This is a genomic window from Chitiniphilus purpureus, assembly GCF_025642115.1.
In the GTDB taxonomy this organism is placed as follows: Bacteria; Pseudomonadota; Gammaproteobacteria; order Burkholderiales; family Chitinibacteraceae; genus Chitiniphilus; species Chitiniphilus purpureus.
Genome location: NZ_CP106753.1, coordinates 228,304 through 252,464, shown reverse-complemented (window position 1 = coordinate 252,464; position 24,161 = coordinate 228,304). Strand labels below are relative to the sequence as shown.

General features: G+C 55.4%; 20 protein-coding genes. 3 read left to right on the top strand and 17 right to left on the bottom strand.

Annotation, left to right across the window (positions count from 1 at the left end; all coding sequences use genetic code 11):
* Positions 1-73: 73 nt before the first annotated feature.
* The 3 genes from N8I74_RS00985 to N8I74_RS00975 are packed head-to-tail and all read left to right on the top strand — an operon-like array spanning position 74 to position 3,944.
* On the top strand, positions 74-1,924 hold the full coding sequence (locus N8I74_RS00985) for a glycosyltransferase family 39 protein (protein WP_263125042.1): 1,851 nt from the start codon (positions 74-76) through the stop codon (positions 1,922-1,924).
* The gene (locus tag N8I74_RS00980; protein ID WP_263125041.1) at positions 1,908-2,795 is read left to right on the top strand and encodes a glycosyltransferase family 2 protein; all 888 of its coding nucleotides are present in this window, start codon (positions 1,908-1,910) and stop codon (positions 2,793-2,795) included. The genes N8I74_RS00985 and N8I74_RS00980 overlap by 17 nt, the downstream gene beginning before the upstream one ends.
* Before the next feature lie 18 nt (positions 2,796-2,813).
* Positions 2,814-3,944 (top strand): UDP-N-acetylglucosamine 2-epimerase, encoded by a 1,131-nt coding sequence (locus tag N8I74_RS00975; RefSeq protein ID WP_263125040.1) that lies wholly within the window; start codon positions 2,814-2,816, stop codon positions 3,942-3,944.
* Between the two features lie 686 nt (positions 3,945-4,630).
* Here N8I74_RS00975 and N8I74_RS00970 read toward each other — a convergent pair.
* The 17 genes from N8I74_RS00970 to cysD all read right to left on the bottom strand — a co-directional run bounded on the left by N8I74_RS00970 (position 4,631) and on the right by cysD (position 24,089).
* Positions 4,631-5,644: a glycosyltransferase family 4 protein gene (locus N8I74_RS00970; protein WP_263125039.1), complete on the bottom strand. Its 1,014-nt coding sequence runs from the start codon at positions 5,642-5,644 to the stop codon at positions 4,631-4,633.
* A complete protein-coding gene (locus tag N8I74_RS00965) occupies positions 5,641-6,417 on the bottom strand; it encodes a glycosyltransferase family 2 protein (protein WP_263125037.1) in 777 nt (258 codons plus the stop codon). Before N8I74_RS00965 ends, N8I74_RS00970 begins: the two co-directional genes overlap by 4 nt.
* Positions 6,395-7,360, bottom strand: coding sequence for a GDP-L-fucose synthase (gene fcl / locus N8I74_RS00960; RefSeq protein ID WP_263125036.1), 966 nt, complete (start codon positions 7,358-7,360; stop codon positions 6,395-6,397). Before fcl ends, N8I74_RS00965 begins: the two co-directional genes overlap by 23 nt.
* 12 nt (positions 7,361-7,372) lie before the next feature.
* Positions 7,373-8,491, bottom strand: coding sequence for a GDP-mannose 4,6-dehydratase (gmd, locus tag N8I74_RS00955; protein WP_263125035.1), 1,119 nt, complete (start codon positions 8,489-8,491; stop codon positions 7,373-7,375).
* Between the two features lie 28 nt (positions 8,492-8,519).
* Complete coding sequence (locus N8I74_RS00950) at positions 8,520-9,320, bottom strand: class I SAM-dependent methyltransferase (RefSeq protein ID WP_263125034.1); 801 nt, start codon at positions 9,318-9,320, stop codon at positions 8,520-8,522.
* A complete protein-coding gene (locus tag N8I74_RS00945) occupies positions 9,317-10,591 on the bottom strand; it encodes a glycosyltransferase (protein ID WP_263125032.1) in 1,275 nt (424 codons plus the stop codon). Before N8I74_RS00945 ends, N8I74_RS00950 begins: the two co-directional genes overlap by 4 nt.
* Complete coding sequence (locus tag N8I74_RS00940; protein ID WP_263125031.1) at positions 10,588-11,505, bottom strand: glycosyltransferase family protein; 918 nt, start codon at positions 11,503-11,505, stop codon at positions 10,588-10,590. The genes N8I74_RS00945 and N8I74_RS00940 overlap by 4 nt, the downstream gene beginning before the upstream one ends.
* Positions 11,498-13,354 (bottom strand): asparagine synthase (glutamine-hydrolyzing), encoded by a 1,857-nt coding sequence (gene asnB / locus N8I74_RS00935; RefSeq protein ID WP_263125030.1) that lies wholly within the window; start codon positions 13,352-13,354, stop codon positions 11,498-11,500. The genes N8I74_RS00940 and asnB overlap by 8 nt, the downstream gene beginning before the upstream one ends.
* Before the next feature lie 4 nt (positions 13,355-13,358).
* Positions 13,359-14,189: an FkbM family methyltransferase gene (locus N8I74_RS00930; protein WP_263125029.1), complete on the bottom strand. Its 831-nt coding sequence runs from the start codon at positions 14,187-14,189 to the stop codon at positions 13,359-13,361.
* Entirely contained in the window at positions 14,186-15,097 is a 912-nt protein-coding gene (locus tag N8I74_RS00925; protein WP_263125028.1) for an alpha-1,2-fucosyltransferase, read from the bottom strand. The genes N8I74_RS00930 and N8I74_RS00925 overlap by 4 nt, the downstream gene beginning before the upstream one ends.
* A complete protein-coding gene (locus tag N8I74_RS00920) occupies positions 15,094-16,437 on the bottom strand; it encodes a flippase (RefSeq protein WP_263125027.1) in 1,344 nt (447 codons plus the stop codon). The genes N8I74_RS00925 and N8I74_RS00920 overlap by 4 nt, the downstream gene beginning before the upstream one ends.
* A complete protein-coding gene (locus N8I74_RS00915) occupies positions 16,370-17,218 on the bottom strand; it encodes a DUF268 domain-containing protein (protein ID WP_263125026.1) in 849 nt (282 codons plus the stop codon). Before N8I74_RS00915 ends, N8I74_RS00920 begins: the two co-directional genes overlap by 68 nt.
* Before the next feature lie 405 nt (positions 17,219-17,623).
* Entirely contained in the window at positions 17,624-18,268 is a 645-nt protein-coding gene (locus tag N8I74_RS00910; protein WP_263125025.1) for a hypothetical protein, read from the bottom strand.
* A gap of 177 nt (positions 18,269-18,445) precedes the next feature.
* On the bottom strand, positions 18,446-19,867 hold the full coding sequence (locus N8I74_RS00905) for a mannose-1-phosphate guanylyltransferase/mannose-6-phosphate isomerase (protein WP_263125024.1): 1,422 nt from the start codon (positions 19,865-19,867) through the stop codon (positions 18,446-18,448).
* Between the two features lie 53 nt (positions 19,868-19,920).
* Positions 19,921-21,372, bottom strand: a complete 1,452-nt coding sequence (locus N8I74_RS00900) for a phosphohexomutase domain-containing protein (protein ID WP_263125023.1) — start codon at positions 21,370-21,372, stop codon at positions 19,921-19,923.
* A 258-nt stretch (positions 21,373-21,630) separates the two neighbouring features.
* Positions 21,631-23,070, bottom strand: coding sequence for a sulfate adenylyltransferase subunit CysN (cysN, locus tag N8I74_RS00895; RefSeq protein WP_263125022.1), 1,440 nt, complete (start codon positions 23,068-23,070; stop codon positions 21,631-21,633).
* A 92-nt stretch (positions 23,071-23,162) separates the two neighbouring features.
* Complete coding sequence (gene cysD / locus N8I74_RS00890) at positions 23,163-24,089, bottom strand: sulfate adenylyltransferase subunit CysD (protein ID WP_263125021.1); 927 nt, start codon at positions 24,087-24,089, stop codon at positions 23,163-23,165.
* Positions 24,090-24,161 lie beyond the last annotated feature (72 nt).

Genomic DNA, 24,161 nt, shown 5'->3' with positions numbered 1-24,161 from the left:
TCCTAACATGCGTCTAACACGGCTATTCCAACCAAAAATTGCCAATTGGTTCTGGCTATTCCTGATTTTGTGTATGGCTACCTTGATTTATTCTCAAGGATTGCCCGGCGGATTTCTGCTGGATGACTCATCGAACCTAGAGTTGTTGGAGGGGGTGACTGATCGTTTGAGCTGGCAACAGTGGCTGGAATTCCTGCAGCGCCAGGGTTTTGCCGGACCTACTGGCCGGCCAGTTGCACTGACGACATTTTTCTTGCAGGCGCCTGCCTGGCCGCATGACCCTGCAGCGTTCAAGGTGGTGAATATCGCCATCCATCTGATCAATACAATTCTGATTTATCGAATCGCTCAAATCGTCTTCTCCAATAGTGTATTCAAGGAGCAGAAACAGCAGTACGCCTTGCTGCTCACTATATTGTGGGCCTGTAATCCGCTGCATATTTCAACGGTGCTGTATGTCATACAGCGTATGGCTTTGTTGAGCAGCATGTTCATGTTGCTTGGGTTTTGCTGCTATTACCAGTTGCGGCTGGCTGCAGAGCAGCATCAACTACGCCGCGTGATTTGCTGGCTTGTAATCACTCTGATCTGTGCTGCGCTTTCCATTTTCTCAAAAGAGAACGGCATACTGCTGCCCGTACTGATTTTGGCCGCGGAGCATACGATATTCCGAGCGCGTCCTTGTACAAAGATATTAATTGCATTCAAATGCCTCTCAGCGCTTTGTTTGGCCGCGCTTCTGATTTATTTGGCGAATAGCGCGTTGGCTCCAGAATGGACCAACAGGAGTTTCAACGCACGGGAGCGGTTAATGACGGAGCCGCGTATCCTGCTGGACTATCTGTATAAAATCTTGCTGCCCAGCCCAGCTGCGCTAGGCTTGTTCTACGATAATTACCCACTATCGACATCCCTCTTCTCCCCCTTTGCTACCCTTCCGGCACTGATAGTCGTCATAGGCCTTGTCATAGCTGGTATCGCATTCGCTCCGTATTACCCGCTTGCTTGTTTTGGCATTCTCTGGTTTTTGGGGAATCATCTACTTGAATCCACGTCGTTGAATCTTGAGCTCTACTTCGAGCACCGTAATTACATTGCCCTATTTGGCCCATTACTCATTCCTATAGGGTTGACATATTACCTTGGCCGCGCAGGAATGAAGAAAATAGCCAAAGCCACTTTTACTATGTACCTAGGGCTTACGTTGGCTATTACTTTCCATGAAGCAAGGATCTGGTCCAATCCATTGGAACAAGCGTATGTGTGGGCAAAACGCAAGCCTGATTCCATGCGTGCCCAGGAGGCTGCTGCGGTGATAATCGCAAACAATGGCCATGTGCTTGAGGCAGCCACGCTTGTGTGGCAGTCCGCACAACGACATCAAGATGCAGGGCCGTGGATTTCGCTGGTCAGACTGCATTGTATGGATCAGCGCGTAACCATTCCTGATATCTTGACAATCAATCAGAAGTTATCGGCGGCCCCGTTTTCGCTCGCTGCAGGCAACACATTGGAAGAACTGATGTCTTTTGTCGTCGAAGGGCATTGCAAGCACCTGGATCCAGCCTATGTGTCGAACATCGCGACGCAATTGATAAAAAATAAGAATTTCCAGCGGGCCTTCGGTTATGATTATCTTTATTTTATCCGGGCCCGAATGAAGCATCTTACCAATGATATCAATGGTGCTGTGGCAGATCTTGATTCGGCTCGTCAGGTTGATCCCGCTGACCCTGAGTATCCTATCATTCAAGCCTATTGGCGGTACAAGCAAGGGCATTACCCTGCTGCACTTGACCTGCTTCAGCAATCTGATGAAGTCGTGCGTAAACTTCCTTCGTTGAGACGGGATTTGTATTATTCAAAGATGCTTGCTTTAAGGCAAGCCATCAACAAGGGCTCATCCAATGAACAGAAGCACTAGCCGTATTTCTGTCATCATCCCTGCAAAGAACGAAGCGGCAAGCTTGGCCCAGTTGCTTCCGCAAATAAGGGCCCATTATCCGGAAGCAGAGTTGATTGTCGTGAACGATGGTTCTACCGATAGTACGTCAGAAATTGCGATCGCATGCAATGCTCGTGTGGTCAATCACCCTTATTCAAAAGGGAACGGTGCTGCGATCAAGAGCGGTGCACGTGCCGCAAACGGTGAAGTGCTGGTATTCATGGATGCAGATGGCCAACATCAAGCACACGAAATTGATCGGTTGTTAAACACGCTCAATTCTGGGCACGACATGGTTGTCGGTGCAAGAAATCGCGCTGGTCAAGCCAACCACCATCGCGCGTTTGCAAATCGCTTCTACAATCGTCTGGCGAGCTGGATGGTGGGTCAAAAGGTGCTTGATCTCACTTCTGGTTTTCGCGCAGTACGACGTAAGCAATTCCTGCAGTTTCTACCGCTGCTGCCAAATGGTTTTTCTTATCCAACGACAATTACCATGTGCTTCTTCCGTAGCGGATACTCTGTAGCATATGAGTCGGTTAACGTTCTGCAGCGCCAAGGGAAAAGCCATATCCATCTGACCAAGGATGGACTACGCTTTCTGCTTATCATCTTCAAAGTCGGTACGCTCTTTTCGCCATTGAAATTATTTGCACCCATTGCCCTCTCTTTTTTCTCGGTGGGCATAGCTTACTATGCATATACTTTTCTTTCTTTTGGGCGCTTTACTAATATGTCTGCCCTTTTGATTTCCAACTCGGTTTTGATTTTTCTGTTCGGGCTTGTTGCCGAGCAGATAACCAGTTTAATGTATCTGCGTATTGATTCCGCGTTGGAAAACGAAGAATAGAAAGTACAACATGATTCGGTGATCAAGCTCATCTATAGAGATTGCTGTCACATGCTATCAAAGACGATATGTTTTCTTCTGGGAACCCGAGCGCAACTGATTAAAACAGCGCCGGTCGCTTTGGCTTGCCATGAGCTGGGGCTGAGAACGGAGATGCTTTGGACCGGGCAACATCGGGAAACGATTGATGATTTGCTGGCTGATTTCGGACTGCAGGACTTGGAAAAGGAAGCTTTGTATCAAGGTCCCGAAGTCAATTCAATTGGACGAGTGGCGCCCTGGGCTTGGCAGTGCTTCCGTAGTTCTCGACAAAGTCATCGGATGCTGTTCGCTCGATATGGCGTAATCGTTACCCATGGCGATACTTTTTCGACTGTACTTGCCGCTTGGCTGGGACGCAAAAGTGGTATACCGGTAGCCCATATTGAAGCTGGATTGCGGTCTTTTAACCTTTTAAATCCGTTTCCGGAGGAAATTAACCGACTATTGACCTTCAGGTGGTCGGATATTGCCTATCATCCTGGTGAGTGGGCTGGTAATAACCTCCATCGTTATAAGTGGTTGGAGCGAATTGATACCGGCCAAAACACGATTGTCGATGCTGTCCGATTGGCACTCGGTGACGAGTTGCTCGAGCCACCTGAACAACCTTATGCAGTTTGTTCGATCCATCGCTTCGAGAATATTTTCTTTACCGGTCGGCTAAAGTCCATCATCGCCGCAATTGAAGCGGCGGCCGAGCAGGTTCCCATCCGTTTCGTACTGCATTCTGCAACCCGAAAGCGATTGGAAGCCACCGGCTTGTTGCAACGGCTCCAAGCCCATCCTGGGATTGAACTACTGGATCGCATGGGCTACTTCAAATTTGTCCGGCTTTTGGCTGGCGCACGTTTTGTAATCACCGATGGGGGTAGCAACCAGGAGGAGTTAAGTCTTCTGCAAGTGCCAACCTTAATTATGCGTGATCATACTGAACGGCAAGAGGGCCTTGGCTCGACAGCCCAATTGGTCAAGCCCGATCCGGGACAACTGCGAACTCTGATCGCTACATTGCCAGTCAAGGTCTCCCGTAGGCCCCAGATTGGAGGGCCGTCACCTGCATCCATCATTGCTCAACACCTAGCGCAGGTCCTGGTCAAATCTTGCTAGATGGAGCAAATCCTGAGGGAAAGTACTATCTTTTTCAAAGGGAAAAGCTTAAGAGAGTATGATCCCAGATCTAAGCACGTTTATTTTGTCCATACCACCTGTAGCAGGCTAAGTTGTGAAGATCAATTTAAATGCTCTCTTGTGAATCTTGATTGGGCCATATTTCGCCGACATGCGCCTGCCACAGCGCATGTCGCCAATTGCTTAAAGCAGTGCATCCTCGCTTCAACCAACCTGCCCTGATCTCTTTGGTTCTGCGCTGAAAACTGCCTTTCGCGTATAACTGGATGAATTTATAGCCGGTGTGTAGCATAAAATCCCATTTTTGTTGATATGCTGATTCTGTTTTTAGGGTAAGGGCTACTTAAAAAAAGGAATTTTGGGCGAGAAATACAGTAGTACTGTAATTTTCCATTCTTGTATCGGGTGCGCGCTCTCATGTATGACCAGCATGCATTGAGTTTTTGACATGCCTTGCTCAATTGCTATATGTATTTAATGAATTGAAACCTTTCTTTTCCTACGGGGAGTGTTTTTATCTCTAGGAAATTTAGCCGCCGAGGCCATGCAGGCAGATTGCTGAAAATTCATTTGGCGACGGACCAAGCTGTTGAAATCTAGTTCGGGCAGTCCAGGCGCATTGAGCGGAACAAGCCATCAATCAATCTGGTAAGTGTATTACGACATTAGAGCAAGCAACTCGTCGGCTCCGCAAACAGCTGCTGGTATTCCTTCACCATCCGCGCTTCTGTCCAACCGCCATTGACAACCTGGCACGTGTTGTAATTACCCATCTGTGCGCGGCGCAGCGGGTCGCATAACGCTTTAAGAGCGGCAACAAACCCGGAGACTTCGCCTAATGGCACCAAGTAGCCGCCAACACCATCCGTTACTGCTTCGGTAATTTCCGGCAGAGCACTGGCTACTATCGGCAGGCCGCAGGCCATCGCTTCCAGTACCGCTAGCGAAGGGCCGCCTTCACGCACAGTTGGCGCCAATAAAATGTCTACGGCCCGGTAAATTGCTGGCATCTCAGTATGCTGCTGAGGGGGGATCAGTCGTACATTTGACAGGCTGGCCAGCTTGCCCAACTGGTGCTGGTTGCGCAGTCCAGCTGTCACCCAAAATTCGAAACCTGGTCCTGCCGCGCGGGCGATCTCCGGTAGCCAATGGATACCTTTACGCTGGCTGGGGTTACCGGAGAACAGAACCCGTAGTGGACGGTCAATGACGGCAGGGGAGGGGAGAGAAGGGCGGAAATGGTGAGGGTCCACACCGTTGTAGATCACGCGAATCTCGCCTTGATAGTTCAGATCCTCCCGGATCAATCTGGCAGTGGCAGCACTGACGGCTGTAACTATTTGGGCACCGGCCAGGGCGCGGCGGATAAAGGCACGCAAATCAGTCCGGTAATGCAGGCTTTGTAATGCTGAACTGTAGCCTCGTATAAAAGGATCAAGTACGTAGTTGTGAAAGGTGATGATTCGGTGTTGTCCCCGTTGCCATAAAAACGGTGCGTAGTCCGGAGTGGTGTGAATGACCGGTGCGGATTTGCGCTGTGTTAGCAATAGTGGTGGGCAAAGCGTGAGCCAAGGCGAATACCCATGCAACTGATAGCCTGGTAACGCATTGGCTAGCCGCTGGTGGATTACATAAGCTCCATTGCCCATAGCCATCGGGCTGTAGATCTGCGGCTTCATTTTCGGCTGCGCCAGCGGCGATAAACAGGGTAGAGCACCCACCATAACTGGTAGATCAATCGCCAGTGCAAGGGTGGCTGGTTGCGCCAATGGATGCGTTGTTCATCAGTTAGCCGGGCCATGATACTTGGCCAGTCCTGCCGGCTACTGATACCGGTGGCTGGCATGATGGATAGTGGCAGGTGGATGACCTTGGCTGGATAGCCACGCAGATAGGCCTGCAAGAAAAATTCATAGTCCATATTGATACGTAGGTCCTCGGCAAATCCACCCAGCTGTTCAAATACGTGTCTATGGCAAAACACGCCTTGATGGCGAAAGGGCATCTTCAACCGGGTCCACGGCGAATAGGAACGCGAGTGGGACAGGCGCAAATCAGATGGCAGACCAAATAAAATGGAAAAGGCGTAAATACTCGCGCTGCCGTCAATATGAGCGCGAGCTTCGGCCAAGCTTTTTGGTCCGATCAGCAGGTCACCAGCATGCAGGAACAGAATATAGTCGCTCGTGCAGCGGCGCCACCCTTTGTTCATTGCATCGGCAATGCCATGATCGGGTTCGGTAATCCAGCCTGTAAGATAATCCGCGTGGTTCTTGATGATCTCCAACGTCCTATCCGTCGAGCCGCCATCAACAATCCAGTATTCATCTGCTGGAGATATTTGAGTCCGGATGCTGCGGATCGTATCTTCAAGCTGGTTCCCGGCGTTGTAGCACACTGTGACAATCGCTAGTGTGGGACGGCGAGTCTCAACCACGGTACTCGCTCTCATATGAGACAAACCATTGGTGCACTTCGGTCAGCCCTTCGGCCAAGCTAATTTGCGATTGCCAACCCAGTGCACAAAGCCGACCGACATCCAACAACTTGCGTGGCGTACCGTCGGGTTTGCTGGGGTCGAAGGCGATCGTACCGTCGTACCCTACGATGCCGGCGATCGTTTGTGCCAATTCCGCAATGGTCAGATCCATGCCGGTACCGACGTTGAGATGCGAGCACATCGGGTCCACCTGTGCCTGCCAGACCTCATCCGGCAAGCCCATCACATGCAGTGCGGCGCGGGCCAGGTCGTCCACGTGCAGGAATTCCCGGCGTGGCTGGCCCGAGCCCCAGACGGTCACCTCGGCGCGATCCTGGAGCCTGGCCTCGTGAAAGCGGCGTAGCAGCGCCGGAATCACATGGCTGTTCTCGGGGTGGTAGTTGTCGCCCGGACCATAGAGGTTGGTCGGCATCAGGCTGCGGTAGGTGCGACCGTACTGGCGGTTGATGGATTCGCACAGCTTGAGCCCGGCAATCTTGGCGATGGCATAAGGCTCATTGGTCGGCTCGAGCAGGCCGGTGAGCAGTGCCTCTTCGCGCATCGGCTGCGGGGCGAGCCGCGGATAGATGCAGGATGACCCCAGGAACAGTAGCTGTGTCACTTCATGCCGATGGGCAGCGCTGATCACATTGGTCTGGATCTGCAAGTTGTCGAGGATGAATTCGGCAGGGTAGGTATTGTTGGCCGCAATCCCGCCCACCTTGGCGGCAGCGAGGTACACCTGGTCGATACGCTCGTGGGCGAAAAAGCGCTCGACAGCTGCCTGATCACGCAGGTCCAGCTCGCTGCGGCTGCGTAAGATCAGCTCGCCGGCGTTCTTGGCTTGCAGCGCCCGGACAATCGCCGACCCGACCATGCCACGGTGGCCGGCAACAAAGATGCGGGGGCTCATCATGCAGGCTCCGGCTCAGTTCTCATTCAGGGTATCGATGGCGTAGCCATGCGCCTTGAGCAGCGCGTTGCGGCGGGCCTGCTGCAGATCGTGCGCCACCATCTCGGCAATCAGTTCATCCAACGTGATCTTTGGCATCCAGCCCAGCTTGTCACGGGCCTTGCTGGCGTCGCCCAGCAGTGTTTCGACCTCGGCGGGCCGGAAGTAGCGCGCATCCACTGCTACGATCACGTCGCCCACACGAAGCGCCGGCGCGGCGTCACCGTCGATGGCCGCTACCACTGCCTGCTCTGTGACCCCCTCGCCGTGAAACGCCAGCGTCACACCAAGTTGCAATGCAGCCCGGCGGATGAACTCACGGACGCTGTACTGCACGCCGGTGGCAATCACGAAATCCTCCGGCGCCGGTTGCTGCAGCATCAACCACTGCATTTCAACGTAGTCGCGGGCGTGCCCCCAATCGCGCAGTGCATCCAGATTGCCAAGGTAGAGGCACTGTTCCAGCCCCTGCGCGATATTGGCGAGCCCACGGGTGATCTTGCGGGTGACGAAGGTCTCGCCACGGCGCGGCGATTCATGGTTGAACAGGATGCCGTTGCAGGCATACATGCCGTATGCCTCGCGATAGTTGACCGTGATCCAGTAGGCATAGAGCTTGGCGACCGCATAGGGGCTGCGCGGGTGGAACGGGGTGGTCTCGCGTTGTGGTACTTCCTGCACGAGGCCATACAGCTCCGAGGTGGAAGCCTGATAAAAGCGGGTTTTCTGCTCCAGCCCGAGAAAGCGGATCGCCTCCAAGAGGCGCAGCGTGCCAAGCGCATCGACATCCGCGGTGTATTCCGGGCTTTCGAAGCTGACCGCCACGTGCGATTGTGCGCCCAGATTGTAGACCTCGTCCGGCTGCACCTGGGCCAGGATCCGGGTCAAGTTGGACGAGTCGGTCAAATCGCCATAATGCAGTTTGAAGCGCTGCCGTTCGGTATGCGGATCCTGATAGATATGATCGATGCGCTGGGTGTTGAACGACGAGGCCCGGCGCTTGATGCCGTGCACTTCGTAGCCTTTCTGCAACAACAACTCTGCCAGGTAGGAGCCATCCTGGCCAGTGATGCCGGTGATGAGGGCGGTTTTCATAAGAGGTTTTGTAGTATCCGCACAAAGGTTAGCTGGGATGGCGGATCAGTTTACGGCGCAACACCTTGATCAAGCCAGCCATCAGATTGATCACCGGCCCGACAGCTTGGGCGAGACGGCCTGCCTGAAGCAAACGGGCTGGATCAAATTGAACGGTGTAACGGAAGATCTGCGCATGTGGTACCCCGGGCACCGTGCCCTGCAATTGCAGTCCGGCTTGCTGCAATATCCAGCTGAAGGTATGGCGCAGATAAAACGTTGCCGGCAGATGGCACTTGATATCCGGATAAAAGCAATTGGCGAAAATTAGCAGGCCCCCGGGTCGGGTTGCCGCAATTAGGCGGGATGCCAATGCAAGCGGGTCATCCACGTGCTCAAGCACATCCTGGGCGACTACCACGTCGTATTGACCTTCCAATTGTGGGACAAAGCGGACCTGGTTCTGCCCGGACAGCTGTCTCTGGAAGATTTCAGCTGGATAAGGTTCGACAATCTCGACAGATGCGCCTGGAAGACGTTGGATCAGCAAGGAGGCTAGTACACCACTGCCGCCACCGAAGTCAGCAATCCGCATCGGTCGCTGCTCGGCGATCCAGTCTGCCATTTTCTCACGGTGTCCTCGCGAAATCGGGTCGGCGCCTGAAAACAAGCCGTTGAGAACCCAGCAAGGATGGCTGTAATAGGCGGCGACCTTGTCTGCCTGCTGGTTCAGCGGTTGCCGATTGTCCAGTCCGTACTGCTCCCAAGCCGCATCCAGTTCCTGCAGTAGCCTTGCCCGCTCAAGCCGGCTGGGATCACCAAAGCAAGCCAGATAGTCATCGAGATTCAAGGTCGGCGCTCCGGTTGGCCGCTCGCATGTGCAAGCAGCGCTTGCTCGAAAACAGATTGATATTGCCTCGCTATTTCCACTGGGGACCAAAGGGTGCGGGCACGCTCAGCAGCGGCTGAACCCAGTTGTCGCCGTCGAGTGGGTTCATCCAGAATCCATCTGATGCCATGAGCCAAGTCGCCGGCATCGTAGGCCTTCGCGAGAAAGCCTGTTCTGTGCTGTAAAACCGCATCAGGTAGACCAGTGCAGTCAAAGGCGACAACGGGGCAACCGCAAGCCTGGGCTTCTGTTGCTGTCTGCGGTAGATTTTCCTGACGCGAAGGCACCACCATTACATCTGCGGCGCTATAGAGCAGAGCGAGCAGCTTGTCTTCGCCAATATGTCCGAGCCATATGGCTGGCTGCCCGCCAAAGCTGGCTACACCAGCAGGTGCGGATTGCCCAAATATCAAACTGCACCAAGGTCGCCCACCGATTAGTCGAGGCAGCTGACCAATCGCGGCTTCGAGCAGATCAGCGCCTTTTCTTGGATTGTGAGTCCCCCCTAATGCCCCAAATAAAATCAATAATTGGTTGGGTGGTAGGTGCAATCGGGCACGCGCTTCGGCCTGTGGATAAGGCCTGAATACGGTCAGATCGATTGGATTGGGAATCACATGCACAGGTTGCTGGCCCAGCAATGCACTGGCTTTTGCCTGCTGGGCAAGCCATCGGCTAGGACTAACCAAATGCAGCGGTTGTCGCCAAGCACGTTGCTTGCGTATCCATACCCAACGATCCAAATCCAAACCACGGGCACTCAGAGTTCGGTTTGCTGCATGATAACCATGCCGCCACCGGGCAGTTTCATCCTCGTCGGCATAATGCTCTGCGCCGCAGAATGGCCACATATCATGCAATGTCCAAACAATTGGCTTCGTAAGCCGTCCTAAATCTTCAATCGAAAGAGCTTCTCCACCGACCCAGTGTAAGTTAAGTACATCGATACCACTGGTATTGAGCTTTGTATGCCAACGTGAAGGCAATACATTGGCTGAGTGGAATTCCTGGTTGCCGGTAACCTGAAGTCGGTTTATAAGACGGCCGGCCCACCTGCGTAGCCGCTGGCTTTGACCCGAACGAATGGCTCGAACACCTGGTTCTTCCCGCAATGCACGAGCTACTTGCATTGTGGCCATCAAACCGGAATCGTGCAATGCACAGTATAGCCGCCATGCAGCACGCGCAGCGCCACCAGAATGATCGGACTCGCTAAGGAGTGTCACCCTCATCGTGCCCAGATCCTTGTAAACTGTCGTCGTAATTGACGCCAGCGGGCGGCCGGACTGTGTTGTTGGCGATAAAACGCTTTAATTGCTGTCTCCGCCATCACTGAATGGTTTATCGACGCTGGCAGCGTTACCCAGCCTTCCGATGGCAGTTTCGAAGCAAAGCGCTCATCCGCTTGGCAATGGGTGCCGCTGCCGTCATGGCCAATGTTCAGCACTCGCGAGTGGGTCGGGTTGAGGCACAGGCCATCGCGTGCAAAGATTGTTGCGTACCAGAAGATAGCCCAGGTATTGATCTTTCCTGTATGGTTGTCCATGACCTGTTGCCAGAAGTTATGTGCGCCGTCGAGATTGAAACGATGGATTGTTGTCTGATCCCATTCGGCAACCAGATGTGCAGCATTCTTCCGGTAGTGTTGCCAGCGGCCCCACCAGGTGGCCCAGCCCCAGCAGTTCATAGCTCGCCAGAAAAAGGCATCTTCAAGCCCGGCATCGTCGATTGGATAATTCCAACCGCTGATATGCCAAACCTGTTGCTCATGTTCATAGGCTTTCAGCGCTCGATTCATGAAATCCAGAAAATCAGGCGCAGTTTGAATATCATCCTCCAATACGATAACTCGCCCTGCGGTACGACAGACTTCAGTCACTCCTTCGATGATGTTGCGGGCCAAGCCGAATGAAAACGGACGGGCGGTCAGCGTGACCGATTGAAAGCGGCCCGCTGTTTTTTCCGCTTCGATCAATGCTGCAACCTCAGCGACAGCTGCCTTATCGTCAGTGCCTTTGGCGCCATCGAGATAGACATGCAGATTACTGTTTTGCGCTTGAGGATTGGCGGCTAGCGCATCAAGTGTCAGCCGAGTATGTGCCGGCCGCTTATAGGCAAATAGGGCAATTGGTGCCAGCTTAACCATGAGTGTGCCTCTTGCCTACCTGGCTAAGCATCTGCCGCCATAAAACCGGTGCCAGCAGCTTCCAAGCTTTTTCGCCTGACTGATAGTCAGTCTTAGCGCTGGCGCAGAATTGCGCGAAGTTGTGCCGCGCCGAGGAATCGCCAGTGCTATCAAGTAATGACTGGATTTCTGGTTGCAGTGGGCCGCGCAGCCAGTCACCAACTGGTGCATTCCAGCCTATCTTATCGCGGCGCAGGCGTATCTTGTCTGGGATAATGTTCTGCATTGCATCGCGCAAGATGCGCTTGGTGAAACCGCCGCCGACCTTGGCGGTCCATGGCAGTGCAAATACAAAGCATACCAATCGGTAATCGAGAAAAGGCATTCGAATCTCGACACCGCTGGCCATGGAATAACGGTCGTAGTTGCGCAGCAAGGTAGGAAGAATGGTGAAATGAAAGAGTTCGTAGAGCCTTCGGCTTAATTGATCCATCTTGATAAACTGGGAGTGCTGCCTATCAGGATTAGGTACATTGCGGCCGCACCAATGGCGGTAGCGGTCAAGCAGCGGTGCCAATCCGCGACGGTTAGCCAGTAGTCGAGCTGTGCGCCAACCTGATAACCGATATGGTTTACCGGTCAAAGCCCGCCCCATCGCTTCCAGCTCGAGCGATTCCTGCCAGCTGGCATTGTCAAGGGCATGTATCCAATGCCCGTAGCCACAGAAAAGTTCATCGGCACCATGACCATCAAGTGAAACCTTAATGCCAGCTTCCGATAGCGCACGATAAGTAGCGAGATGGGGCAAAGGCAGTGTCAGGTATGGATCTTCGCTGCTATAAAGGGCGTCCTCGATATTCCAGCCACTATGCACCGGATCAATATTCAATACGGTTAGCCTACTACCAGTATATTGAGCGGCCTGCTCGGCCCAGGCTGCTTCATCAATCGCCGAGCCTGGGTAACTTGCGCAGATTGCGTGCTGCCAATCGGGTGATGACTTCTCACCGACCAGTTCCTGCTGCGCCAGCCAAGCCATGCTGCAGAAGGTGCTGGTTGAATCCAACCCGCCGCTGAGCGCTGTGCCCATTCGTACATCTGCACGCATTCGGATGCGCACAGCATCGAGAAACAGTTCGCGAAACGCTGCAACCTGTTCTGGGTAATTAGAGGGTATTTCGGGTAGGTGATCCAAAGTGCACCACCAACGGCAGAGGCTGAACTCTTGCCCGTCGCCGAAGGTAGCGTAATGCCCGGGGGGTATTTTGAACAGCCCCTGCACCGCAGTGGTTTCCAGAAATTCATAGCTAAAAAAATCGAGTATTTCTCCCTGGGTATGCTGTGATGGTTCAGGCACATTCAGCAACGGGTAAAGTGCCTTCATTTCGGAGGCAAAGGCAATCCCTTTGCCAAAATTGCACCAGAAAATTGGCTTCTCGCCAAAGCGGTCGCGACCTAGCAATGCTACGCGGGATTGTCTGTCGTAAAGACAGAAGGCCCACATACCGTTGCAACGCAATTGAAAAGCCGGTCCTTCGTGCATCAGGCCCTGCAGCAGTACTTCGGTATCGGTCTGCGTTGTGAACTGCACCCCGGCCTGTTGCAATTCAGCGCGAAGCTCAAGGTAATTGAAGATCTCGCCGTTGAAAGTCAATATCCAGCGGCCATCCGGACTTGTCATCGGTTGTTGTCCGGCATCCGACAAATCGATAATTGCCAGCCGCGTATGACCTAACCATACCGGGAATACGGGGTCGTCGTTCTGCCAGCTGCCTTGGCCATCCGGGCCACGATGCATCGATTGCGTGCAAATATTGTGTATTTGCCCAGGAAAGGCGGAATGCCCAATCATGCCAAAAATACCACACATGGGCTTATTGTCCTTGCCGGCCAATGTCTGGCCTGGTGCTATTTGTGATCACTGCAAAGTAATTGGTGGTGCGGAACTGCTCCAATTCTTCAGAGTAACGCGTTAGTGGTTCCAGATGGCCCGAGGGGGTGATGCGAAAGAGCTGATAACCAAAGCTGGTCAGCAGGTACCAGAAATCCTGAAAATAGCTGCGGCTATCGATATTGCAGCCCCCAAACTCGAAGCTGATGCGTGCAATCGCCTGTTGCCCGAGCATTTTGCTTGCCCCTCTCAAGACCGAGAGCTCATGCCCTTCAGTGTCCAGTTTTAGCAGATCAATGTACTCTATTTTGTGGGAAGTACAATAATCATCTAACGTCATAAGCTGAACTGTTTCTGACTCTACGAATTCAATCGCATAGTGGTCCAAGCGCCTTTGGCTAAGTGATGCCAATCCCGATCCTGGACGATCGGAAAAAAGTCTGGCATGGCCACCAGATTCGTGAAGTGCACACTGATTCAAAAAGACCCTTTTTTTATCTGCAGCAAAACGAGAGAGCCTGGTAAAGGCCGTACTGCTGGGTTCAAAGCAATGAATTTCTTTGTGCCTGTCACCAAGCTCGGCCATCACCAATTCAAGAAACTGCCCTTGATTGGCTCCTACATCAAAAACGCAAACCGATTGCTCGTCATGAGACGGTAGGCAACGCAGTACAGCGACTTCACCGCTTGTTGCTGCCTCGCTACCTGCCCCAATTCCTTGCAGATACTGCATTGCTCGGGTCAAACGGCTTAGAATTCTTTGCGCTTGATGATTAGCGGTAAGCAGGAGCAATAGCTGCAACGCATGGTTCATGGTGTTGTTTCCGGAGTCGAAGGCAAAGCCGCATGATCGATGCTAAGTTGATTGGCCTCAGCATTCAAGTAAACCCAATGGACGGGAGCAATGTGAAGGGGGAACCAGATTTTTGCTTTGAATCCCGCCCAATATTGTGGCGCTATCACTAATTGATCCGGGTGCTCGCCCAGTCGGGCCCCCCACCAGCTGAATGTGCTGGGAGAGATGATCGCATGACGGCATAGCGAGATCGCAATCAGTTCTTCTTCAGCGCTCCCTGTAGGATATGTCAATAACGGCTCGACGAGGCGCCATTCCTTTACTGCCTCAGGTTGGTCGGAGAATAAAATGAATATCGGATCCACTAGCTTGCTGCGGACAAATGCTATCGCTTGCTGATACCATTCGGGCTCGAGGCTGGCCCCTTGATGCCCAAGGACTGACCAGTTTTTATAGTCTCCAAGACGGACATGTACTGCCACTGTCTCCCGCTTATGCGTTAATGAGTTTAGTCGGGCCGTAGCGGTAGCCTGTAGCTTGCCGTCAATGGGCAATGGTGTCGCGGAGTTGGCAAACTGGAAGTAGCCATGCACCAAGTATATGTGGCGTAGATAACCTGTCTTTTTGATAAGCTGTGGCGCCTCATCCTGGAAATTATCCAAAACCGAAAAGACCTGTGGTTGCACTGTTCCAATAACATTCCAACGGGCGAGGCGTAGGAGTAGAGCATCCAGCATTTTAATGATTTTCTTGGAAAAATTTCCTTGCGAGGGCAGCCGTAGATAGCGACACGCTGGAATGAAGACTTTGAAAGACGGATTGTTCTGGGTAATGATCAGATCCTGTTGGTTGCATAGCTGATCAATGGCACTGATTTGAAAAAGTAAGTTGCCGAGGCGACCTTGATTCAACCAGTAATAAATCATGTTGTCCACCTGAAGCAATGCATGATGGTTCTGGCATTTTTTGGGTAGAATAAAAAATCCATTGCGAAATTAGAAATAAAATAACTTGCGCTGGCTGATGCTATTGCGCCCATCAATCCCCATGTCGGGACTAGCCAGAAAGCCAACCCGGTGCCAGTGACCGCACCTGTTGCTGCGCAGAAGAAGGCATACCAATTCTTTTGGTCCAGCTTGATAGCCATCCCCCGAGCGATGCCCAAATAGGCAAGCAGTGGCCGTAGTGCCATCCATAAAAATATGGATTGTGCGGTTGCATAGGCACTTCCATACAACCAGCCAATTAAAAACCAGGTAACGAGCATACCTGGCAGACTGAACAAGTAGATGATGACCATCAGTGCATAGGTTTTACGCAGGGCGCTATCAGGGTCGGCGCGCATTGCAAGTTTGGGGAAGATTGCTGTAGCCAGGATGGTGCCAGCCAGCGCGAATATTTCCATAAAGCGTAGTGCGGCCGCATACTGTCCGAGTTGCTCTGTTCCCAGGTATGTGCCAATGACAAAGTATTCGATTCTGGCTTGAACCATATTAATAAACCCCGCCCCCAGAAATGGCCAGGATTCGCTGAGTAGATAGAGTGCGTGGGAGGCGGATCGCCGCCAGTGGCCGCGGCAGGGGTAGTTGCGATAAACCAATGCCAGGGCCAACGCAGTGAACCCGGCTTCGATGAAAATAACAGCTGCGAAAGTTAAAAGGGAGCACTCACCTAGAATCAAGCCAATTTTGAGGATGTTACTTGCTAAGCAGACAATTAATTTGATCACTACTGTCCGGCGGCTTTGGCTTTGGCTTTGGAACCAGAGTTCAACCATGTCGGCGGCCTGGAACACGAGAGAGGCACCTACGAACGCAGTAATCAATACACTGCGCTCAGGAGCCCCACTGCTCCAGATAGCAAGCACTGCAATTAGCCAGCCGAGCATGCCAGCTCCAAGCTGTAATGCAAAACCTGTCCCTAGGACGAGTGAAGCATTGTCTTGCTGGCGAGCAACATCTCTTACGACTATTTCATTCAGTCCAAGTGCAGCTATCGCTTGAAAGAAGGATATATAAGCTAGTGCATATGCCAGTTCGCCGAACTGTTCTGGCCCAAGATAGCGGGCGACCCAGGCGCCGGCTAGAAGACCTAGCAGCAAGCGGAAAAGCTTGTCAAATAATAGCCAGCCGCTATTCACGGCGATATCCCGTAGTTCACCGACTTGTCGCAGTGCTTTGAAGCACTCCGCTAGCCATTTAATCCGATGATTTTTTGACCAGTTCAAAGATGCCGCAACCAAAGAAACAGCCAAAATTGTTGTCAAGCTCTAAGCCTGTCAACGCCACGTTCTCGTGTAGATCACCATCGTCATCTACAAATGAAAAATAACGAATGTCAAATTGTGGCGCCAACAGTTCAAGCAAGGTTGATATGGCAAAGACCCTGTGCGCATCGAATTCGATCCGCTGTGGGCCAATGGGGACCGAGAGATACAATGTGCCGCCTGGCTTTAATAGCGTTGCCAGACTATTCAATCCATGGCGGTGGCCTGCCGGATCAAGCTGGTCGCCATACCGACCCAAACCGAAGTGTTCCAAAGCATGTAAGCATGAAACCGAATCAAACTGGCCTGCCAATGCGACCGGTGGGGACATCAAATCGGCTTGGGCGTAATAAATATTAGGCGTTCTAGAAATCAACGGCCGAATATCCATCACTTCAATTTCACGGAATACCGCGCAATGTGCAACAAATCCGTCAATCCGCGATCCCACATCCAGATGCCGTACGGGTCTAGCACTGTAGATCCGTTTAGCTACCAGAAGGTCCTGATGAAAATAATGGCCTTTCGCATTGCCGCTGCTGTCACGCCGATCATGTAAACAGGGGTGCAGCAACGTTAATGGGAAATCGGTCCCTCCGGCAATAAGCTGACTAAGCTTTCGATAATTGCGGCAGAATTGGGGTAAGGCACGGATGCCATGCCATAGCTGTGGCAGATTCAGCCCTAGCGCTTCCAAAAGACGGTGAAGTGAGCGGCGGAGCTGCCGGCCATCTTGCAGCCATTTTGGCGGGCATGTCTTGGTGCTTGTCAAACTATTCATATCACGTATTGATCCTGCTCGGCAGCCAGCTTGTACAAGGTGAGCTGTGATCTTCTACAGCCATGACCAATGATGTGCGCTCATCAATCAATATTTGGTCAAAGAGATCACGGCTCCCGTCGAATACCATATAGGCATGGGCGGGGAGAATGATAGTATCCACTTCGCCTGAAGGAGGATTGAATTGATGCTCGTGTATTCGAGGAAAAAAAGCATACTTCACTTTTACTTTGCTTGGCCGCCATCTTACGCGGCGGTGGTAAATCTATGTCCTCGGCTGCGAATGATTCTTGGATGCTTGGTGGATAATGGGTGGACATTTAAACCTCCCGAGTCAAAGGCATGGTTTTTGTCGTCGTTTCCATGGCAGCCATGTTAAAGGAAGGGCTACAAGCGCAGAAGGGATCAGCTTTGAACGAGGCGAATGATATCGTCTACTACGTCAATTACGGCATCCGGTCGATGGGACCTGATAAAGGTGAACAGCTCTGCTTGGGTTGGGTACGCAGGGTCGTCGCCAAAGCAGCGCGCGTCATCAATCAAGACAACGTGCCGATGTTCCGTCTGGTTTAGCAGATGGGTGAGCTCACCGAGGATTGGGGTATCAGCACTGCCCCGAGCTGTCACTCCACCTGAGTAGTGGCCATCCAGCCAGAACAAAGCTGGCCCACCTAGGTGATCAAGTAGTTTACCTAGCTCATCAGCGCTGTCTCCTTGAATGAGCGAGATAGCAGGGTCATCCGAAAATCGCAGCTGCGCCTGAAGGTGTAGTTCTGGACTCAATTCAATGGAGTAAATCTTTTTGAACCAAGGGCGCATCGCTGCAATCATGTCCCCCCGGTAGGTACCGGTTTCGACAAGGATATCCAGGCCGTAACGTTCGGCGAACTGCCGTATGGTCTGTTGCTTGACGATATGGGGTGGAGGTACAGGGCGACCTTGGCTTTTCCAATCAGCCAACTCTCGCTGGTTGCGGCGAGTCGTCGCCCAGGATTTAAGCCAAGGGTAAAAAGGTAGTGATTTGATCAGTTGCGTTGCAAGCGGGTTCATAGGTCCGGCGTTCCGGCTAGTGATTTAATTAATGGTTTTGGGGACAACAGGCGTCGTGTTTGCTACAAGCGTGGTAAAAGCAGGAAGACAAGGTGTCACGCCTGCTTATCCTTCCTGCAGCGATTATCACTGCCCTCAGCCAGCTTACAGAAGCATCGCTTTGAATGCATCCAAAGCCTACTGGCGCCCATACTCGTCCTCGAACCGCACGATGTCGTCCTCACCCAGATAGCCGCCGGACTGGACTTCGATCAGCTCCAACGGAATCTTGCCCGGATTGCTCAGGCGGTGCGTATGTCCCAGCGGGATGTAGGTCGATTGGTTTTCCGTCAGCAGCAGCTCGGTCTCACCATTGACGACCTTGGCGGTGCCCTTGACGACCACCCAGTGCTCGGCACGATGGTGATGCTTCTGCAGGCTGAGGCTGCAGCCGGGCTTCACCATGATGTGCTTGACCAGGAACCGGTCGGCCCGGTCGATCTCCTCGTACCATCCCCACGGCCGGTACACCCGCCGATGCTGCAGCGCTTCGCCGCGGTTCTCGCTGGTCAGTTGCGCGACGATCGCTTTGACTTCCTGGCTGCGTGCCTTGTCGGCGACCAATACCGCGTCCGCGGTTTCCACCACGACGAGGTTGTCCACGCCCACGGTGGCGAGCAGGCGGCTTTCCGCGCGCAGATAGCAGTTGGTCGATGCCAGCGCCACCACGTTGCCGATGCGGGTATTGGCGTCGGTGTCGCACTCGCTGATCTGTGACAGCGCTTCCCAGCTGCCCACGTCACTCCAGCCAAGCGCGCCGGTCTTGACCAGCAATGCCTGGTCGGTCTTCTCCATGATCGCGTAATCGATCGAATCACCTTCGATGGCGAGCCAGCTGGCGGTATCCAGCCGGATGAAATCGAGGTCTGCGACCGATCTTTGAAAAGCGAGCCCGGTGCCATGATGCAACTGCGGGGCGTAGAGCTGCAGTTGCGCAAGATAGGCCTGCGCGCCGACCAGGAAGATGCCGCTGTTCCAGTAGTGGTGACCCTGGGCCAGCAGCTGGGCCGCGTCCTGGGGGGAGGGTTTTTCGCGGAATCCGGTGATCCGGTGCACGCCGGTGTGCCCTTCGAGCGCTTCGCCGCAACCGATATAGCCGTAACCGGTTTCCGGTCGGGTCGGCTGGATGCCGAATGTCAGCACTGCGCCATTGCCCGCCAGCGGGGCCGCCTGGGCGACGAGCTGCTGGAAGCCGGGGGCGTCATCGATATGGTGGTCCGAGGGGGCGGCCAGCATGACTGCGTCGGGGTCGTGCTCCCGCAGGTACCAGGCGGCAGCGGCCAGTGCTGGCGCCGTGTTCCTGCCGGCCGGCTCCAGGATGATGGCGGCCGGCTCGATGCCGGCGCAGCGCAGCTGTTCGGCCAGCAGAAAGCGCTGCTCGACATTGGCGACTACCACTGGCTTGCCGAACACGGCCGGATCGGCAAAGCGCAGTGCGGTCTGCTGCAGCAACGACTGCTGTCCGGCCAGCGTCAGGTACTGCTTGGGATGCCCCTGGCGGGACAGCGGCCACAGCCGTGTTCCGCTGCCGCCGCACAAGATGACTGGGGTGATTCGCATCCGTTCAGGGTCTCCGCTTGGATTCGGGATGGCCAGGCGCTGGGGCATGCTGGTCACGCCATCAGGTGCGGCAGGCGCTTGCCGTCACACCACTGCCCGATTGCATCGAGCATGGCCTGGCACAGCTGTTGCGCCGTGGCGGGATCGTGCGATTCGGCATAGCAGCGCAGCTCCGGCGCGTTGCCCGACGGCCGCAGGTGGACAATGTCGCCGTCGCCGAGCAGCAGGCGCAACCCATCGGTGGTGTCGGCAGTGGTCACTGGCACGCCGTGCTTGCCCAGCGCTTCAAGCAGCCGTTCCGGCTTGGCCTCGGTCAGCTGGATGAGCCGGTCGCTCACCGCGCGTTCCACGTCCGGCAGACGCGCGCTGGCTGTATGACGCTTGGGCAGTCGATCCACCTGGGCGCTCAATGGGGCGGATGCGGATTGCGCGGTGAGCACGGCCAGGATCGGCAGCAATGCATCCCGGGTCGGCAACGGTGCGAGCGGCGCCGGACCGGTCCCGGCCGGGCTGGCCAGCAGGAAACCGCCGTTGGCTTCGAAGCCGGCGATCCGGTCGTGGGGATACGATCGACCCAGCGCTTCGAGTCCGGCGATTACATAGGGGGAGCCGATCCGGGTCCGCCGTACTTCCTTGAACAGGCCGGATGCCTCCAGCGCACTTGAGCAGGTCAGCGGCACCGCCAGACGCTCGATGCCCAGTTGGTGGGCGGCGAGCAGGCCCACCACGTCCCCCCTCAGCCATTGGCCCAGCTCATCGGCCAGCATCGGGCGGTCGCCGTCACCGTCGGCGGAGATCAATGCGTCGAACCGGTACTGGGCTGCCCACAGGCGGGCACGCTCGCAATCGGCTTCGCTCAGCGCCTCGGTATCGATGGCGACGAAATCGTCACAACGGCCCAACGCGGTCACCGCTGCACCCAGCCCGGTCAGCACGTCGCTGAACAGATCGCGTGCCACGCTGCTGTGCTGATAGACCACAAGGCGCCGGCCGGCGAGGCTGTCCCTGCCGAAGTGATCGAGATATCTGGCCACATACAGCGCGCGTACCTCGGGCATGGCGACCGGCAGATCGGCCGGGTCGGGCGGTGCCTGCGTGGTGTGTCGGCCGAGCGCGGCACTGATCGCGGTTTCGTCCGCTTTGGTGATCTCGCCGTCAGGGCCGAAGAATTTGATGCCATTGCGGTCGAACGGAATATGACTGCCGGTGACCACGATGGTGGGCAAGCGATGCGTGAGTCCGTACAGCGCCAGGGCCGGGGTAGGCAGGGCACCGCCGTAGATCACGGTCAGGCCCATCCGGGTCAAGGCCGCTGCACAGGCGGCGGCGATGCGGGGGCTGCTTGGACGCAGATCGTGGCCGAGCAGCACGTGTTGCGCGGTGGGGGCAACCTGCTCGATGAACGCCGTGGTGTATGCCGCACAGACCGGGTCGGTCAGCAGCGCCACCTGTCCCCGCAACCCACTGGTTCCGAAACCGAGTTGTGCCGTTTCGGCGAAGCTCATGCAAGGTTCTCCAACTGCCAAGCCTCAACGTTGCCGAAGGATGGGGCTCCTTGTAAAGCCCCGGACGCATGAGGGGAGCAGGGCAACCGCCGACGGGCGCTGCGAGTTTGCCGGCAGCGCTGAGGTGGGAGGTGACAGGGCAGCAGCCATGCCGCAGGCTGCCGGGTGCCAGCCATGCTGTGACATGGTGCCCCTGCACCACTTTGATGTGCCTGCAACAAAAAACCGCCGGGGTACGGCGGTTGTCTGTCGGCAGCGTCAGCGCGGGCCGCGCGGAATCTCCAACGCACCCCAATGCGGGAAATACTTGCGTACCAGCGCATTGAGTTCCACCTCGAACGCCCTGAAGCGCGCCAGCTCGTCCAGGTCGTCGCTGTGTCCGTCCGCACGGTTTGCCGCGGCCGTGATCATGCCGGCGCCGGCGGTGGCATTGGTGAGCCGGTCGATCACGATGAAACTGCCGGTGCCGCGGCAGGCAGCGTAGGGGTCGAACACCACCGGGGCATTGACTTCGACGGTGACCAGGGCGATTTCGTTAAGGCCCAGCTGGCCGGCCTCAGTCTGCGCCATGGTGTTGACATCGACGCGGTGGGCGATCCTGCTGACGCGGCCGAATACGCTCTTGCCGGCAAGCTTGATCACGTATTCCTTGCCGACGGTGAGCGGCGATTCGTTCATCCATACCACATGGGCGTCGAACGCCTGGGCCACGCTGGGCTGGGGGTCGCCAGCGCGCACGATCAGGTCGCCGCGGCTGATGTCGATCTCGTCGTCCAGTGTGAGCGTGATGGCCTGACTGGCGAAGGCGGTGGCCTGCTCACCTTCGAAGGTGACGATGGCCTTCACCTTGGAGCGCTTGCCCGATGGCAGCGCAACGACGTCATCGCCCGGGGCGATCTGGCCGGCGGCGATGGTGCCGCAGAAGCCACGGAAGTCCAGATTGGGCCGGTTCACATACTGCACCGGCAGACGGAACGCATTAAGCTGGGCGTCGCGGTCGACCTTGACGCTTTCCAGCAGTGCCATCAGCGTGCCGCCGTCGTACCACGGCGTCTGCGCGGAGGCGTTGACCACGTTGTCGCCTTTCAATGCCGAGATCGGCACGAAGCGGATGTCGGGGATGTCCAGTGCGCCGGCGAATTCGAGGTAGGCAGCCTTGATCTCGTTGAAGCGCGCTTCGGAGAAGTCCACGAGGTCCATCTTGTTGACTGCGACCAGCACGTGGCGGATGCCGAGCAGGCTGACAATGTAGCTGTGGCGGCGGGTCTGGGTCTGCACGCCATAGCGGGCATCGATCAGGATCACCGCCAGATCGCAGGTGGAGGCGCCGGTGGCCATGTTGCGGGTGTACTGCTCGTGGCCCGGGCAGTCGGCGATGATGAACTTGCGCTTGTCGGTGCTGAAGTAGCGGTAGGCCACGTCGATGGTGATGCCCTGCTCGCGCTCGGCCTGCAGGCCGTCGACCAGCAATGCCAGATCGAACTCGTCGTCGGTGGTGTTGTACTTCTGGCTGTCCTTCTTGATCGCGGCGAGGTGGTCCTCGAAGATCAACTTGGAATCGTGCAGCAGCCGGCCGATCAGCGTGGACTTGCCGTCGTCGACGTTACCGCAGGTGATGAAGCGCAGCAGATCCTTGTTCTCGTGCTGCTTGAGGTAGGCGAGGATGTCGCTGGCGATCAGGTCGGATTGGTGGCTCATAGTCGTGTGAGGTGTGAGGTGTGAGGGGAGAGGTGTAATTTGGTGGCATCAGCAGCGGGGTTTCCCCTCGCTCCTGACGCCTTACCCCTCACTCAGAAATACCCTTCCATCTTCTTCTTTTCCATCGACCCGCTCGAATCGTGGTCGATCACGCGGCCCTGGCGCTCGCTGGTGGTGGTCAGCAGCATTTCCTGGATGATCTCGGGCAGCGTGGCCGCGGTCGATTCGACGGCACCGGTCAACGGATAGCAACCCAGTGTGCGGAAACGCACCCACTTCCTGCGGATGGTGGCCTTCTGCTCGGGGGTGAGGTACTGCAGGATGCGCTCGTCGTCGATCATCACCAGCGCGCCGTTGTACTCGACCACTTCGCGTTCGGCGGCGAAATAGAGCGGCACGATCTCGATGTGCTCGAGGAAGATGTACTGCCAGATATCGAGCTCGGTCCAGTTCGACAGCGGGAACACGCGGATGCTCTCGCCCTTGTCGATGCGCGAGTTGTAGATGTTCCACAGCTCCGGGCGCTGGTTCTTCGGATCCCAGCGGTGGTTCTTGTCGCGGAACGAGTACACGCGCTCCTTGGCGCGGCTCTTTTCCTCGTCGCGGCGCGCGCCGCCGAAGGCAGCGTCGAAGCCATGCTTGTTCAGCGCCTGCTTCAGCCCCTCGGTCTTCATCACGTCGGTGTGCTTGGCGCTGCCGGCGGTGAACGGGTTGATGCCGGCCTTCACGCCTTCCTCGTTCACATGCGTGATCAGGTTCCAGCCCTCGGCCTTCTGCTTGTCGCGCAGCTTGTACATCTCCTGGAATTTCCAGGTGGTATCGACGTGCATCAACGGGAACGGCGGCCTGCCGGGCGCAAAGGCCTTCCTGGCCAGGTGCAGCATCACGGCGCTGTCCTTGCCGATCGAGTAGAGCATCACCGGGTTCTCGAATTCCGCGGCGACTTCCCGAATGATGTGGATCGATTCGGCTTCCAGTTGCTTCAGATGGGTCAGGCGCGCTTCGCTGATCGTATTCATGTGTATCGGGTGGCCAGAAACAGGAAAGACCAGGCACGCGGTGCCCGGCCTTGGGATAGGGAATCTACCGAA